The organism is Campylobacter sp., from assembly GCF_052169515.1.
GTDB lineage: Bacteria > Campylobacterota > Campylobacteria > Campylobacterales > Campylobacteraceae > Campylobacter_A.
In genome coordinates this window covers 56,453-71,793 of sequence record NZ_JBQNCH010000007.1, presented here as the reverse complement: position 1 = coordinate 71,793, position 15,341 = coordinate 56,453, and the positions used below count along the sequence as shown (strand labels likewise).

20 protein-coding genes are annotated in these 15,341 nt (G+C 37.5%); 15 read left to right on the top strand and 5 right to left on the bottom strand.

From position 1 onward, the window contains the following. The first annotated feature begins 62 nt into the window (after positions 1–62). The 15 genes from rpmE (at position 63) to ACTTKV_RS03575 (ending at position 11,397) form a co-directional block, all read left to right on the top strand. The gene (rpmE, locus tag ACTTKV_RS03645) at positions 63–263 is read left to right on the top strand and encodes a 50S ribosomal protein L31 (RefSeq protein ID WP_442549290.1); all 201 of its coding nucleotides are present in this window, start codon (positions 63–65) and stop codon (positions 261–263) included. A gap of 3 nt (positions 264–266) precedes the next feature. Continuing rightward, positions 267–1,082 (top strand): 16S rRNA (cytidine(1402)-2'-O)-methyltransferase, encoded by an 816-nt coding sequence (gene rsmI, locus ACTTKV_RS03640; protein WP_442549289.1) that lies wholly within the window; start codon positions 267–269, stop codon positions 1,080–1,082. Positions 1,083–1,182: 100 nt separating this feature from the next. Further along, complete coding sequence (gene rlmB / locus ACTTKV_RS03635) at positions 1,183–1,863, top strand: 23S rRNA (guanosine(2251)-2'-O)-methyltransferase RlmB (RefSeq protein ID WP_442549288.1); 681 nt, start codon at positions 1,183–1,185, stop codon at positions 1,861–1,863. Continuing rightward, a complete protein-coding gene (locus ACTTKV_RS03630; protein ID WP_442549287.1) occupies positions 1,856–2,794 on the top strand; it encodes a helix-turn-helix domain-containing protein in 939 nt (312 codons plus the stop codon). Before rlmB ends, ACTTKV_RS03630 begins: the two co-directional genes overlap by 8 nt. Beyond that, the gene (locus ACTTKV_RS03625; protein WP_442549286.1) at positions 2,788–3,570 is read left to right on the top strand and encodes a hypothetical protein; all 783 of its coding nucleotides are present in this window, start codon (positions 2,788–2,790) and stop codon (positions 3,568–3,570) included. Before ACTTKV_RS03630 ends, ACTTKV_RS03625 begins: the two co-directional genes overlap by 7 nt. Positions 3,571–3,579: 9 nt before the next feature. Further along, on the top strand, positions 3,580–4,788 hold the full coding sequence (locus tag ACTTKV_RS03620; RefSeq protein ID WP_442549285.1) for an LL-diaminopimelate aminotransferase: 1,209 nt from the start codon (positions 3,580–3,582) through the stop codon (positions 4,786–4,788). Then, positions 4,785–6,047: a homoserine dehydrogenase gene (locus tag ACTTKV_RS03615; protein WP_442549284.1), complete on the top strand. Its 1,263-nt coding sequence runs from the start codon at positions 4,785–4,787 to the stop codon at positions 6,045–6,047. Before ACTTKV_RS03620 ends, ACTTKV_RS03615 begins: the two co-directional genes overlap by 4 nt. A gap of 1 nt (position 6,048) precedes the next feature. Next, positions 6,049–6,390, top strand: a complete 342-nt coding sequence (locus tag ACTTKV_RS03610) for a YraN family protein (RefSeq protein WP_442549283.1) — start codon at positions 6,049–6,051, stop codon at positions 6,388–6,390. A 73-nt stretch (positions 6,391–6,463) separates the two neighbouring features. Beyond that, on the top strand, positions 6,464–6,778 hold the full coding sequence (gene trxA / locus ACTTKV_RS03605) for a thioredoxin (RefSeq protein ID WP_103624557.1): 315 nt from the start codon (positions 6,464–6,466) through the stop codon (positions 6,776–6,778). Beyond that, entirely contained in the window at positions 6,778–7,224 is a 447-nt protein-coding gene (locus tag ACTTKV_RS03600) for a hypothetical protein (RefSeq protein WP_442549282.1), read from the top strand. The genes trxA and ACTTKV_RS03600 overlap by 1 nt, the downstream gene beginning before the upstream one ends. 9 nt (positions 7,225–7,233) lie before the next feature. Next, on the top strand, positions 7,234–8,172 hold the full coding sequence (locus tag ACTTKV_RS03595; protein WP_442549281.1) for an NAD(P)/FAD-dependent oxidoreductase: 939 nt from the start codon (positions 7,234–7,236) through the stop codon (positions 8,170–8,172). Positions 8,173–8,319: 147 nt separating this feature from the next. After that, the gene (gene dapB / locus ACTTKV_RS03590; protein ID WP_442549280.1) at positions 8,320–9,090 is read left to right on the top strand and encodes a 4-hydroxy-tetrahydrodipicolinate reductase; all 771 of its coding nucleotides are present in this window, start codon (positions 8,320–8,322) and stop codon (positions 9,088–9,090) included. Next, on the top strand, positions 9,083–9,391 hold the full coding sequence (locus ACTTKV_RS03585; protein ID WP_442549279.1) for a DUF2314 domain-containing protein: 309 nt from the start codon (positions 9,083–9,085) through the stop codon (positions 9,389–9,391). Before dapB ends, ACTTKV_RS03585 begins: the two co-directional genes overlap by 8 nt. 9 nt (positions 9,392–9,400) lie before the next feature. Then, positions 9,401–10,738 carry an amidophosphoribosyltransferase gene (purF, locus tag ACTTKV_RS03580; RefSeq protein ID WP_442549278.1) on the top strand — a complete coding sequence of 446 codons (1,338 nt, stop codon included), beginning with the start codon at positions 9,401–9,403 and terminating at the stop codon, positions 10,736–10,738. Then, positions 10,735–11,397, top strand: coding sequence for a hypothetical protein (locus ACTTKV_RS03575; RefSeq protein ID WP_442549277.1), 663 nt, complete (start codon positions 10,735–10,737; stop codon positions 11,395–11,397). Before purF ends, ACTTKV_RS03575 begins: the two co-directional genes overlap by 4 nt. 56 nt (positions 11,398–11,453) lie before the next feature. Here the strand turns inward: ACTTKV_RS03575 and ACTTKV_RS03570 are convergent, their stop codons facing one another. From ACTTKV_RS03570 to ACTTKV_RS03550, 5 genes are read right to left on the bottom strand one after another with little or no spacing between them, the layout of a single operon-like run. Beyond that, positions 11,454–12,005, bottom strand: a complete 552-nt coding sequence (locus tag ACTTKV_RS03570; RefSeq protein ID WP_442549314.1) for a DUF2393 family protein — start codon at positions 12,003–12,005, stop codon at positions 11,454–11,456. Then, on the bottom strand, positions 12,005–12,535 hold the full coding sequence (locus tag ACTTKV_RS03565) for a DUF2393 family protein (protein ID WP_442549276.1): 531 nt from the start codon (positions 12,533–12,535) through the stop codon (positions 12,005–12,007). Before ACTTKV_RS03565 ends, ACTTKV_RS03570 begins: the two co-directional genes overlap by 1 nt. Next, entirely contained in the window at positions 12,525–13,259 is a 735-nt protein-coding gene (hisIE, locus tag ACTTKV_RS03560) for a bifunctional phosphoribosyl-AMP cyclohydrolase/phosphoribosyl-ATP diphosphatase HisIE (protein WP_442549275.1), read from the bottom strand. The genes ACTTKV_RS03565 and hisIE overlap by 11 nt, the downstream gene beginning before the upstream one ends. Before the next feature lie 4 nt (positions 13,260–13,263). After that, on the bottom strand, positions 13,264–14,382 hold the full coding sequence (locus ACTTKV_RS03555) for an SPFH domain-containing protein (RefSeq protein ID WP_442549274.1): 1,119 nt from the start codon (positions 14,380–14,382) through the stop codon (positions 13,264–13,266). Between the two features lie 17 nt (positions 14,383–14,399). Next, complete coding sequence (locus ACTTKV_RS03550; RefSeq protein ID WP_442549273.1) at positions 14,400–15,314, bottom strand: branched-chain amino acid transaminase; 915 nt, start codon at positions 15,312–15,314, stop codon at positions 14,400–14,402. Between the last annotated feature and the right edge of the window lie 27 nt (positions 15,315–15,341).

The window sequence follows — 15,341 nt, the reverse complement described above, 5'->3', positions numbered from 1 at the left end:
CTTTTTATATAATCAGCAACTTTTAAGGTATATAAATAGCCCAAAATAATAAAGGAAAGACAATGAAAAAAGAGATCCATCCAGAATATGTCGATTGTACTGTAACTTGTGCTTGTGGCAACACTTTTCAAACAAAGTCAAACAAAAGCGAGATCAAGATTGACATTTGTGACAAGTGCCATCCATTTTTCACAGGCAGTGAAAAGATAGTTGATAGTGCTGGCCGTGTTGAGAAATTTAAGAAAAAATACGCTCAAAAGTAAGCCTTGCTCTACTTTATTCCTACTCCAATAGGAAATTTAGAAGATATCTCGTTTCGCGCGATTAAAATTTTGCGTGAATGCGAGATAGCTATCTGCGAAGATACAAGAGTTTGTAAAAGCCTTGTAAATCTACTAAATGAGCGTTTTGACGCAAATATAAACATTTTAAAATTTATTCCACTTCACACTCACAACGAAAATGATTTTTTTGCAAATTTAAGTGATGATTTTTTTAGTAAAAATATTGCTTATATGAGCGATGCAGGTATGCCAGGTATAAGTGACCCAGGAGTTAGTCTAGTAAGATACGCTCAAAAAAATGATATCAAATACGAAATTTTAAGCGGAGCAAATGCGGCACTTTTGAGTGTAGTCGCAAGTGGGCTTTGTGATAAGGAATTTATCTTTCTTGGATTTTTACCAAATACTGGCAGAGATAGGGTTTTAGCTATCCAAAACGCTTTAAATTCGGCCTATCCAGCAGTGATTTACGAAAGCCCAAAACGCATACTAAACTTAGTACAAAGCATTGCAAATTTAGAGCCTGAGAGAGAAATTTTTGCTATAAAAGAGGCTACGAAAAAATTTGAAACCAAATTTAAGGAAAAAGCTAAAAATTTAGTAAAAACTTTAGAAAAGGCTAATTTAAATGGTGAGTGGGCAGTGGTCATCTCAAAAAGTGCCAATGCAGTCACTCAAAATATTACAAAAGATGAGATCATCTCACTTGACATCGCACCAAAAGTAAAGGCCAAGCTGCTTAGTAAAATAACAGGCGAAGATGTCAAAAAGATCTACGACGAACTCGTAAAAGTATAATTTTAAAAGCTCAAATTTAAGAATAAGTTTCAAAAATTTAATCAAATTTGCAAGTAAAAATAAGTTAAATTTTACTTGATTTTAGCTACTATAAGCCACTATGATAATATACGGAAAACAGCTATTTTTACATATTTTGAACAAACATCCACAGATTTTAGAAGAGATATATCTCTCAAAAGAGTGTGACAAAAAACTATTCTCTAAAATTTGTGGTACAGGCAAAAAGATCATCCGCGTGGATAATCAAAAAGCACAGTCAATGGCACATGGTGGTAACCACCAAGGCTTTTTAGCAAGCGTTAGCGAGTTTGAATTTTCGGATTTTACCGAGCTTAAAAAGCTAAATTTTATTGCTGTGCTTTATGGCATAAGTGACGTCGGAAACATCGGTGCTATCGCTAGAAGCGCTTATGCCTTAGGTTGCGAAGGACTAGTTATTGTGACAAAAAACGTAAACATGCAGGGCGTTTTAAGGTCAAGTAGTGGTGCTGCTTACGAGATACCAATAGCAGTTTTTGAAGACGGACTAAGTTTATTAAATGAGCTAAAGCAGTCTGGTTTTAAGCTCTATGCAACAGCAAGCAATGGCAAAAATATAAAAGATATGAAATTTAGTGGCAAAAGGGCTTTGGTGATGGGATCAGAGGGTGAGGGTATACCGCAAAAAGCTCTAGCAAAGTGCGATGAGTGTGTCGGCATCAAGCTAAAAGATGGCTGGGACTCCCTAAACGTAAGTGCAGCTTTTGCGATAATTTGTGATAGGATGATAGATGAATGAGATTGAAAATTTAAAAGAGATAGGCATAAAGGAAATTTCGCGTAAAACACACATCGAGCCTACGTTTTTACAATATATTTTTGATAAAAATTTTGAAAAATTATCGCGTTTAAACATTAGAGGCTACGCCAAAATTTTACAACGTGAATATGGTGTCGATCTAAGTGAACTTCTAGCCGAATATGATGCATTTATACAAGAAAATATCCCTGATGAAAGCCATAAAACCAAAGTCGCTCCAAAAATTTCTTCTTATACGCCAAGAGATGTCGTGATGCAAAAACAAGGCGGCAGTAGTGGTGCTGGATTTTTCTTTTGGATCATCATTTTAGGCATCATTGGCGGTGGTGCTTATTACTTTGACGCTTACAAATACATTCAAAATTTTATCTCATCTTTAGATGACGAGAATACAAGTGTGACATACTCTCAATCAAGTATCGTAAATGAAGTTAAGAAAAATATAATTGATACAAATGTTACTATCACACAAAACACTCCAAAGATCGAAACAAATGCATCAAGTGTGAAGATAACAGCTTCAGCTGAGCAAAACACATCAATAAATCAAGCAAATTTAGAACAAAATGCAGTAAAGCCGAGCGTAGCTCAAGGCGCTTCTACAGTAGAGCAAAACATCACAAAGCCACTAAATGAAGCCATTATAACGCCAAAGCAGCGTGTTTGGATAGGGATAATTAATCTTGAAAATGGTCAAAAAATATCAAGTGATACAAGCAAAAGTGTCAATATAAATTTAGATCAAAAGCAGCTTGTTGTTTGTGGAAATGGCAACATCGAACTAAAGATCGGCGATAAAGTGACCAAATACGATCCAAGTCGTCCGGCTAGATTTTTAGTAGAAAATGGAAAGATGAAATTTGTAAGTTATAATGAGTTTGTGGAGCTCAATAAAGGTAAATCTTGGTAAAAAAGATCGTAGCTTTTTCTATTTTGTGCACATTCGCCCATGCCTTTGATTTAACAACTAGTGCAAGTGCCTTAAGCAATACCGAAAACGTAAAAATTTCTTTGGAAAATTTAGAGCAAAATGGCTCACTTAATGTTAGCGAGCTAATCTCAAGGCTAAAGCAAAGCTCAAGCTATGATAGTGCTTCATTTAGCTCAAATAGTTTAAATTTAAATTTTACAAGTGAACAAAAAGCCCCAGCGGCTTTATTTGTAAAATCAATAAATTCTGCATTAGACGATGCCAATATAAGCATCTCAAGGATAAATTCCCTAAAAAAAGATAGCCAAATTTCTTATGGGGTTTTGGCTATAAAAAATGGTGGAATTGATCCAAACTTGCTAAGTCGCTCTCTTAGTCAAAGTGGCTTTAAAATTTTAGGATTTGACAGGGTTGATGGAAATTTAGAGATATTTTTAGATGCTAAAAATATGAGTCTTCAAGCAATAAGGGTAAATTTTAATGAAGAGGTTCAACTTTTAAAAAGTGGCGGTACTTACATTGTTGATATCGCAGGTGCTAGTAGTTTAAGTATCAGCTCTGGTGCACCGAATAGATGGGTGCCACTTATTAGAATTTATGATAAAAGCTTAAATCAAATCACAGCGATAAAAGAGAAGGAAATAAAAACTACGGTTTCTATAAATTTAACGACCGATGCAAAATATGCATTAATTAGTGATAATGCCGATATAAACAATATAAAAAACGAGATAGTTATTAAGCTTATAAAATAGGAGCGAACGATGTTTGATGAGATAAGATTTAATACGATAGAGCGTTTGCCAAACTATGTTTTTGCTGAAGTAAATGCCATAAAAATGGCTGCACGCAGAGCTGGAGAGGACATTATTGACTTTTCGATGGGCAATCCAGAGGGTAGAACCCCGCAGCACATTGTCGATAAGTTATGCGAAAGCGCGCAAAAAGATAAGACTCATGGCTATTCAGCTAGTGCTGGAATTTACAAGCTCCGCCTTGCTATTTGCAACTGGTATAAGAGAAAATACGGTGTAAATTTAGATCCAGAAACTGAAGCAGTCGCCACGATGGGCAGTAAAGAAGGCTTTGTGCACTTAGCTCAAGCCGTTATAAATCCAGGTGATGTGGCTATCGTGCCTGACCCTGCCTACCCTATACATACACAGGCATTTTTATTTGCTGGTGGAAGCGTGGCCAAAATGCCGCTTCATTACAACGATAAATTTGAGCTAGATGAGAATAAATTTTTTGAAAATTTGATCCAGACTATACACGCAAGTTCGCCAAAACCAAAATACGTAGTTGTAAATTTTCCACACAATCCAACAACTGTAACCGTGCAAAAGAGCTTTTATGAGCGCCTTGTAAGCGTTGCAAAGCAAGAGAGATTTTACGTTATTTCTGATATCGCTTATGCTGATCTTACATTTGATGGCTACAAAACGCCAAGTATCTTTGAGGTAGAGGGGGCAAAAGATGTCGCAGTCGAGTGTTATACTCTTTCAAAGAGCTATAACATGGCTGGCTGGAGAGTTGGTTTCATGTGCGGAAACAAGAGGCTTTGTGCGGCACTTAAAAAGATAAAATCATGGGTTGATTACGGTATGTTTACGCCTATCCAGGTTTCAGCCACGGTCGCACTTGATGGCGATCAAAGTTGTGTTGAGGAGATATGCCAAATTTATGAAAAAAGAAGAGATGTGATGATAGAGGCCTTTACTCAAGCAGGATGGGAGCTCAAAAAGCCAAGCTCTAGCATGTTTATCTGGGCGAAACTGCCACCAAAAGTTAGTCACCTAGGCAGCCTTGAGTTTTCAAAACAGCTTCTTACAAAAGCCTCAGTTGCTGTTAGTCCGGGTATTGGTTTTGGCGAGGGTGGAAACGACTATGTGCGCCTAGCTCTTATCGAAAACGAAAATAGAATAAGACAAGCGGCTAGAAATATAAAAAAATATTTGAAAGAATTTGAATGAATGTAGCGATTTTGGGGGTTGGAACAGTTGGCGAGTCAGTTGCAAAAATTTTACTAAAAAACAAAAAGCTGATCGCAGCAAGAGGCGGCGAGGAGATCGTACCAGTCGTTGGTGTAGTTAGAAATTTAAATAAAAAAAGAGACGTTGGCATACCGCTAACTGATGATATAGACAGCGTCATAAACCGCGATGATATCGATGTTTTTGTCGAGCTTATGGGCGGCGTTGAAGAGCCTTTTAGAGTTGTGAGTGAAATTTTAAAACACAAAAAACCTGTTGTGACCGCAAACAAGGCGCTTTTGGCATACCACAGATATGCCTTGCAAAATTTAGCCAAAAATACACCATTTGGTTTTGAGGCAAGTGTAGCCGGCGGGGTGCCGATCATTAGAGCATTAAGAGAAGGCTTGAGCGCAAATCACATTGTTAGCATAAATGGCATACTAAATGGCACTAGCAATTACATCCTAACTTCAATGATGAATGAGGGATCAAATTTTAAAGATGCGCTTAAAAAGGCGCAAGAGCTAGGATATGCTGAGGCTGATCCTACTTTTGACGTGGGTGGTTTTGATACAGCACACAAACTGCTAATCCTTGCAAGTATAGCTTACGGCGTACACGGCGACCCAGAGGATATCTTGATAGAAGGAATACAGGGTATCACACCTGAAGATATATTCTTTGCAAAAGATTTTGAATACTCGATAAAGCTTTTGGCCATTGCCAAAAAAAGCGAGGGCAAGGTCGAGCTACGCGTGCACCCAGCACTTGTTCCGCAAAATAAAATGATAGCAAAGGCAAGCGGTGTTACAAATGCGATCAGTGTTGTTGGAGAGGTCGTTGGAGAGACGATGTACTATGGTCCTGGAGCTGGCGGTGACGCAACAGCAAGTGCGGTCATTAGTGATCTTATAGATATCGCAAGAGATAGTAAGTCGCCTATGCTAGGATACAAAGCGCCGTTTGAGCTAAATACTTTGGAACTACTTGATCGTGATAGGATAAAAACAAAGTACTATTTTAGACTAAAAGTCGAAGATAAGATGGGTGTGTTAGCAAAGATTACAAATTTGATGAGCGAAAACAATCTTTCAATCGATAGTTTATTGCAAAAGCCAAAAGATGAGAGTGAGTATGCTGTATTATTTTTTACGACACACACGAGCTTGGAGGCGGATGCGAAGCGAACGATGGAGCTTTTAAAAGAGCAAGAATATATAAAAGAAGAGCCATTTATGATGAGGATCGAGGAGTAGTTTGGGTTTAGGCGAGTATCTCTTTGGCAAAAGCTCTGAAGATAGGGCATGCGAGTTTTTAAATAAGCTTGGTTTTGTCATACTGGAGAGAAATTTTCGCTCTAAATTTGGTGAAATCGACATCATTGCTCTAAGCAGTGATAAAATTTTACACTTTATAGAGGTAAAAGCGACTAGCAAAGAGTATGAGGCGGAGTATAGGCTAAATCAAGCAAAATACACGAAAATTTTAAAAACTATAAATTTTTATATGATGAAAAACGAGCCAAACAGAGATTTTCAACTTGATCTGTTAGTTATAAAAAATAAAAATTTCGAGTTTATAGAAAATATTAGTTTATAATAAAATTTATTATTTAGATAAAATTTAAATTTGATTTTGTATAATTGCCACATCTTGAAAATAAGGAGAAAAAATGGGAAAATACATCGAACTTACAAAAGAAAATTTTGATGTTACAAAAGAAGGCGTTGCATTGGTAGACTTCTGGGCTCCATGGTGCGGACCTTGCCGTATGCTAGCTCCAGTGATTGAAGAGCTTGCTGAAGAATTTGACGGCAGAGCAAAAATTTGCAAGGTGAACACTGATGAAGTGCAAGATCTTGCAGTTGAGTTTGGCATCAGATCGATCCCAACATTGCTATTTTTTAAAAATGGCGAGCTAGTTGAGCAAATGGTCGGTGCACAGTCAAAACAAGCGCTAGCTGATAAGATAAATTCGCTTCTTTAATGGGCGAAAAAAGAAGAGGAAGCCTACTTCCTCTTACATATATATTTGGTTCATTTTTTGGTGCAGCTATGATAGCAGCTGCATTTGCGTATAGTAACTATCGTTTTTCACAATATAAATTTGTTGATTTTGAGAAGCTGGTTTTTTATGAAAAAAGCGAAATTTTCACTCCAAAAGAGCCAAAATACACGCTTTTAATCTTCAGTTCAAATCAATCAAAATTAGACGAAATTTTACCACCCAAAAATGAAACAGTTGTGGCAATTGATATCTTTCAAAAAAGATATGAGTCAAACTCGACACTAAAATACATAAGCTCTGATATAAATACAGTCCTAGAGCTGATGCGAAATTTGGGTATCACAAAGCTGCCAAGCAGTGTTGAGATAGTTCATCAAAGGGGCGAAATTTACAAACAAAATTCGTCCATAAATGTTTTAGAATAAAGGAAATTTATGCTTGATTTAGCAATTATCGGAGGCGGTCCAGCTGGACTAAGCGCCGGACTTTACGCCACTAGAGGCGGATTAAAAAATGTTGTAATGTTTGAAAAAGGCGAGCCTGGCGGTCAGATCACCTCGAGCTCAGAGATAGAAAACTACCCAGGCCAAAAAGCCCCTGGAGAGAGTGGCTTTGACTTTATGAGCACTTGGTGGAAGCAATGCAGCGCATTTGGGCTAGTTCACAAATGGGCAAATGTTGTTGGCGTTAGAAAAAATAGCGACGGCAGCTTTGAAATTTTACTTGAAGGTGGTAAAAGCGAGCAGGCAAAGGCGGTTATCGTAGCTACAGGATCTACTCCAAGACGTGCTGGCTTTAAAGGTGAGGATGAGTTCTTTGGCAAAGGTGTTAGCACATGCGCAACATGCGATGGCTTTTTTTACAAAAATAAAGAAGTGGCTGTTCTTGGCGGTGGTGATACAGCCGTTGAAGAGGCACTTTATCTAGCAAATATCTGCTCAAAAGTCTATTTAATCCATAGACGTGACGAATTTAGAGCGGCGCCAACTACGGTTGAAAAAGCTAGAAAAAATGAGAAGATCGAATTTATAACAAGTGCAACGATAAAAGAAGCACTTGGTGATAAAATGGGTCTCACAAAGATCGTGCTTGATACTAAAAATGGCGAGCGTGTGCTTGATGTGCCGGGAATTTTTACTTTCGTTGGACTAAACGTAAATAACGAAATTTTAAAAGACGAAAATGGCAAATTTATCTGCGATATGGTCGATGGCGGACAGGTAAAGACTGATCTAAAGATGCAAACTAGCCTAAAGGGGCTTTTTGTAGCAGGCGACATCAGAGAAGACGCTCCAAAACAAGTAGTTGTAGCCGCAGCTGATGGTGCAGTAGCAGCACTTAGTGCTATGAGCTACATAGAAAGCTTACATTAATACTCAAATTTAGCCAAATTTTTTGGCTAAATTTTTTTTCTTTTTTCTATCAAATTTTTGATTTTATACGTATTTTTTAAAGCCTATTTGTAATCTATCTATAATAAAATTTATGATAAATTTCAACGAAAAATCAAAGGATAAATTTTGGTAAAAATAGGACTTTACGGTGCTAGCGGAAAGATGGCTCAAAGTATTATCTCTTGCTTAAGAGATGAGAAAAATGCACTTTTAAGTGTTGCTTTTAGCCAAAAAAATCAAGTTGAAAATTTAAATAGCGAACTTCTGACAAACGACTTTGCTAAATTTTTTGAAGCGTGTGATGTAATAATCGACTTTAGTCAAAAAGAGGCTACGGTAGCACTACTAAACTACGCTAGAACTAATCCAAAACCACTAGTTATCGGTACGACCGGCCTAGATGATGACGAGAAAAATTTGCTCCACCTAGCATCAGGGGCTATGCCTATTCTTTACGCAACAAATATGAGTTTAGGCGTAGCAGTACTAAACCGTCTTGCAAGGATTGCTTCAAAAACATTAAGAGAATTTGACATAGAGATCGTCGAACAGCATCACAGGCATAAAAAAGACGCCCCAAGTGGCACAGCGATGACGCTAGCAGGAAGTGTAGCTGAGGCAAGAGATTTAAATTTAAAAGATGTTTTAGTGACTGGTAGAGCCGGTATGGTAGGGGCTAGGAGCAAAGACGAGATCGCAGTCATGGCACTTCGTGGTGGAGATGTGGTGGGTCGCCACACGGTTGGCTTTTATAATGACGGCGAGTTTATTGAGCTAAATCATACTGCAACGAGTAGGGCAACTTTTTCAAAAGGTGCGATCAAAGCTGCCATCTGGCTAAAAGATCAAAATAGTGGTCTATACTCGATAGATGATAGTTTAGGGCTCGATGATTAAATTTGCGCTTGACGATGTAGAGAGCTACAAGCTAGAATTTTGCGATAAATTCTATCTACCGGAGCGTGAAAAACGCCAAAATTTAAGAACTGGCGATATAGTAAAGCTTATATTTAGATTTGAAGATGATGAGTTTGCTCAGGTTGAGCGCATGTGGGTGGTCGTTAGCGAGACAAATAACGGCGAATTTACCGGCATTTTAGATAATGAACCATTTACAAAAGGCTGTTTAAAAGTTGGTGATGAGATCAAGTTTAACTACAAAAATGTTCTTAAAATTTACAAAGATGATGAAAACTAAAGGAAAAAAATGTGTGCAATAGTTGGTATTATAAATTCTAAAGATGCAGCGAAGACTGCCTATTATGCGTTATTTTCTATGCAGCATCGCGGTCAAGAGGCAAGCGGTATTAGCGTTTGCGATGATGGAGAAATTTCTACTCACAAGGGTAGCGGTCTGGTGACCGATGTCTTTAATGAAGAAATTTTAAGATCACTAAAAGGCGATATGGCTATTGGTCACAACCGATATGCAACTGCTGGTAAAAACTCAGGTCGTGACGCCCAGCCAATAGCTGCTAACTACTCTTTGGGGCAAATTTCGATCGTCCACAATGGAAATTTGGTCAATAAAGATGAGGTTAGAAATGAGCTCATTGAAGATGGTGCGATATTTCAGACAAATATGGATACAGAAAACATCATCCATCTCATCGCAAGAAACCATGATAAACATTTGCAAGACCGTATCATTGCAGCACTCGATAAGATAAAAGGTGCTTATTGTTTGCTTGTTCAGTCACGTCATAAGACCTTTGCTATTAGGGATCGCTGGGGCGTTAGGCCACTAAGCCTTGGCAGGCTAAAAGATGGTGGATATATCGTAGCTAGTGAGACTTGTGCGTTCGATCTAGTTGGAGCTAACTTTATAAGAGATGTTAGACCTGGTGAGATGATAGTTTTTGAACATGGCAAGAGTGAGTTTCAAAGTCTGCAAATTTTTGAGTCAGAGCCTAGAATTTGCGCTTTCGAGTATATATATTTTGCTCGCCCAGATAGCGTGATAGAGGGCAAAAGCGTCTACGAAGTGCGAAAAAAAATGGGTGAAGTATTGGCTAGAAAGAGCAAGATAAAGGCTGATTTTGTCGTGCCTGTGCCAGATAGTGGTGTGCCAGCAGCACTTGGATATGCAAATGAGAGCAAAATTCCATTTGAACTAGCTATCACTAGAAACCACTATGTAGGCAGAACCTTCATCGAGCCAAGTCAGGAGATGAGAAATTTAAAGGTTAAGCTAAAACTTAATCCAATGTCAAGCGTGCTAGCTGGCAAGAGCATCGTCGTGATCGACGACAGTATCGTTCGTGGTACTACTTCAAAAAAGGTGGTCGATCTTTTAAGGCACGCAGGTGCTAAAGAAATTCACTTTAGAGTCGCATGCCCTGAGCTTAAATATCCTGAGCGATACGGTATCGATACACCAAGCTTCGAGGAGCTAATAAGTGCTAAAAAAAGTGTAGAAGAAGTAAGGGAGTATATAGGAGCCGATAGTTTGGAATTTTTAAGCATTGATGAGCTTAAAGAGAGTATAGGAAATGAGAGAAAATACTCGCTTGTAAGCTTTGATGGAGACTACTTTATAAAATGAAAAATTTGGCAACTTTGATTCTTTTAGCCATATTTTTGGTAGGTTGCTCACAAAAGACGCCAAGCAAAAAAGATGACCCCTCTCTTCTTGTGAGCTACTTTGAGCTAAACGGTGCAAAGGAGCAACTACTCATAAAAAGTGCACCTAGCTTTGATGAACAAAGTGCCAATGTACCGGTCTTTGGCATGGTAAATTTTATAAATCAAAACAAAACATCCAAAGCTTACTCTCTTACAAAAGGTTTTATAAATGTGCTTGAGGCGGACAATATTTCTATAAATTTAAATAAAGCAAGTGATGTTTTAGCTCTTAAAAAAGCTAACGAGATCAGATTTTACGAGATTAGGGTAGATGTGCTTGAAAGTGTCAAATTTAGCTCTAAAAACGGTGTTTGTAGCGAATTTTTGGCACAAAAACCTATCTTCGTGAAGGCAGCTACTAACTATTATTTAAGAGATGATAGCTTTTTTGCAAGCTTTATTGAAGCAAATTTCTTTTATAAAAAAGGTGCAAAGATAGTAAAAAAAGAGTTTGATTACAACATCACTGATCCAAAAATGCTTGATGAGGCCAAAGATTTTACACAAAATCCAAATGATCTTTTTTTAAAAGATATGCAAAAGCTAGGTAGATTGCTTGATATACTTTGCACATTTTAGGATTTGGCAGTAAAAATTTCTAATTATATTGATACAGCCAATCATATTTAGAGAGATTAGTAGCAATTCAACTTAGTGATATTCATACCATTTTTAAAATAAGGCGGATAAGGCATATACACAGTAAAAGGCATACTTTTTTGTTTTGGTAAATTTTTGGCTACATCAAATTTGTATTCAACTGTATTTGGCCTTTCTTCTTTGTCTGTACCAAGAACCCATGAAAAAAATGAGAGTCCGCTTGGCTTAAAAAGTGCTTCTCCGCCAAGGTCATTTTTGTTTAGCGGTTGGTTGATTAGTTTTATTGTCAGTGTGCAGTTGCTTATTGTAAATTTACCGATATTTCTCACTTGTCCCTTAAAGACAATACTTTCATTTCGCAAAATTCGCTCACTTTTTACATTTTCGAGCATACCTTTTTTTGTATATTTATCAAGTACCAGCATTAAAAATACTGCAAGAGTGGTTGAGACTAGAATATTTGTAAAAAATAGTGATAAAAATAGCTTTCGCTCAGCTCTAAGCGACAACACAAGAAATAAAATAGAAAGTAGTGCGATCGCAAAAAGTACGATGATATGAACGATAGTAAAATACGTAGAACTCATCAAAAACACTCCACTTTTTTAGAAATATTGTAGTCTATAAATGCAAAATCATTGACAAATTCTTTAATCTCTATGCTTTGCTTTGGCAAAAATTCCTTGTTCAAAATGATTCTTTTTTTGGTAAATGGATTAAGTGAATTTAAAAAATTTTTTGTACTTTGTTTTGAGCTAAGATAAAAAGCAAGTTCGATTTTGCAGATATTTAGAGTACTATTTGAGTTATTTGTGATGTTAAAATCAACCATCAATGCATCAACATATTGAAGCTGTTTGGTAGTTATTTGACTTATGCTAACTGGTCTTAAATTTTCATTTATGTATTTACTAGCGTAGTAATTGGCAACAAAAAAACCGAAAAATCCAGCTAGTATAAACAAAAATCCCATTTGCCACCATGATTTTATGGCAATAAAAATTCCCACAAGTATGATTAATATAAAAGCTAAAAATATCCAACCATAGGTTAGAAAGTCAATGAGCTTTGCATTTTGTAATACAAAAAGTAAGTCGTGTTTGATGCTATTTAACATCTCGCGATCTTTTCTCTTCGACGCCACTCATACCAAAACGTCTTGCAAGTTCGTTTTTTACAGCATCTGGATGGATATTATGGGTTGAAAGTGCCACAAGCGCATGAAAGCAAAGATCGGCTGCTTCGTAGATCAGATCATTTTTTGCTTTTTGCTCATTTTGGCCTGAATTTTTAGCAAAGCCAAGATCTTTTGCCGCCATTATAAATTCGCCAGCCTCTTCGCCAACTTTCTTTAAAATTTGATTTTCACCTTTTTTAAAAAGACTTGCCACATATGAAGTCTCAGGGTTGGCATTTAGTTTCCTATCTTCTATCACGTGATAAAGCTCGTCAAGGATACCGTAGCTCGGCTTTTTGACCTCGCATTTCTCATCTGAAATTTCTAAATTTTCTAAATTTATCTCATTAAAAAAACACGACCTTGCCCCAGTGTGACAAGCTGCACCTCCATTTTGAATCACTTTTAAAAGCAAAGTATCGTTATCGCAGTCTAGAAATGTAGCTTTTATCTCCTGTGTATTTCCACTCTCTTCGCCTTTTTTCCAAATTCTATTTTTGGTGCGTGAAAAGTAGTGGGCGTAACGGCTAGATAGACTTAAATTTAGTGCTTCTTTGTTCATGTAAGCAAGCATTAAAACTTCATTTGTGGCATAATCGCAAACCACTACTGGAAGCAATCCACCAACTTTTTGCCAGTCTATGCTTTTTGTTACGCTGTTCATTTTTTTACCTTTCGCTTGCTGAGCTAGCTTTGGTTTTATCTTTTGTGTCTAGCCAGATGTTTGGCACAGCTCCGCCAGGCGTTAAGAAAATTTTAGCATCTTTGTTTTCTTTTAGAGCTTCGTTAAATTTGTTTTGCGTCTCGATCTGCTTTAAATTTAGTAGATTTTGATCTACACTTTTTGCAACCTCTTTGTTTGCATATGCAGTTGCATCAGCCTCGATTTTAATGGCATCAGCCTTACCTTTTGCTTCAATAATAGCAGCTTTAGCGGTACCTTCAGCAAGTGCGGCTTGTTTTAAGGCTTCTTGATTTGCTCTTTCTACTTCGTATTTTGTTCTTTCAGCTTCTTGTTTTGCGATCTGAACACGTTCTATTTGCTCTTTTACCTTTGAAGGCAAGATGATCTCACGAAGTTGCACTGTTAAAAGCTCAACTGGCTTATTTGGCTGAGAGTCGATGTCTTTTCTTATGCCATCATCTATTTGTCTTGCTAGGTCGTTTCTTTTTGTTGGAAGCTCTTCTGCTGTATATTTACCAGCGATACTACGAACTACGTCACGAACGACAGGGTCGACAATCTTGCTCTCCCAGCTAAGACCCCAAGAGGCAATAGTTTGAGGAGCATTTTCCGGATTTAAACGATATTGTACGGTAATATCAATGCTAACTGGTAAATTTCTAGCATCGAGTACCGAAATAGAGTTTTTGCGTAAAATTCCAGCTCCAATGTTTTGATACGATTTTTGCATTGACTCGCCCATATCTTCGCCTGAAGTGTAGTTGATGATCCTAACTCTAGTATCAACTACGATAATGTCTTGTATAAATGGCAAAAAGAAGTGAAAGCCTGGCTGTAAAGGATTTGGTTCATATTTGCCTGCCGTAGCCTTAATACCAACCTCACCTGAGTGAATCACTTTAAATGGCTGAGTGATAGCAAAAATAGCAATAATTGCAATTAAAATGTAGGCAAGTGCTCCAAATTTACCAAAACCATTTGGCAAATTTGGCATTTTAAAGTCCTTTTTGAAGGGTGGTTCTTTGTCACTATTTTGACTAGAGCCCCTGTTGTCATTACCTGGCTTTTTTTTATTGAAATAATCGTTTAAATCAGCGGGCATTTCGTTCCTTTAAATTTTTAAATATATGTTAAAAATGATTCATATTTTTTATTTAGACCATAAACTACGTCAAAATAAGCTTTTTGTAGTCTCTTTGTCACTTCGCCTCTAGCGCCGTTGCCAATCACGCGGTTATCTATGCTATTTATCGGTGTTACTTCGGCTGCAGTACCTGTGAAAAATGCCTCGTCAGCAGTGTAGGCCTGATCTCTTGTGATGCGCTCTCTTCTTACCTCTATGTCAAGATCATGAGCTAGTTTTATGATAGTATCTTGAGTGATGCTAAGTAGGCTATTGTCATTTGGTGGAGTGATCAATGCACCATTTTCAACGATAAAGAAGCACTCGCCAGGACCCTCAGCTACAAAGCCTTCGCTATCAAGAAGTAGCGCCTCGTCGTATCCAGCCTCTTTTGCCTCGTAGTTTGCCATTTGTGAGCTTAGGTAGTTTGAGCTAGCTTTTGCCCTGTTCATCTGAGCAGCAGGGCTTAGCTTTGCATAGCTTGAAATTTTAACCCTGATGCCTTTTTCTAGACCTTCATCACCAAGATATGCACCCCATTCCCATGAAGCGATAGCAGTTTGCACTGGTGCTTTTGTGTGTGCTACACCCATTACGCCATATCCTAAAAATACAAGTGGGCGGATATAGACGTTGCCGTTATATTTGTTTGCACGAAGTAGCTCGATCTGCGCTTTTTCTAGCTCTTCTTGTGTATACGGCACGTTTAAAACTGTCATTTTTGCTGATTTTAAAAGTCTTTTTGTATGGTCTTGAAGTCTAAAAATAGCTAGACCTTTTTTTGTTTTATAAGCTCTTGTGCCTTCAAATACGGCATTGCCATAGTGCAAAGAGTGAGTTAGAACGTGTACTTTTGCATCGTCCCATTTAACTAATTTTCCATCCATCCAGATGAATTCTGAAGCGTTCATTGTTAAACCTTTCTGTTTTTTAGAAAT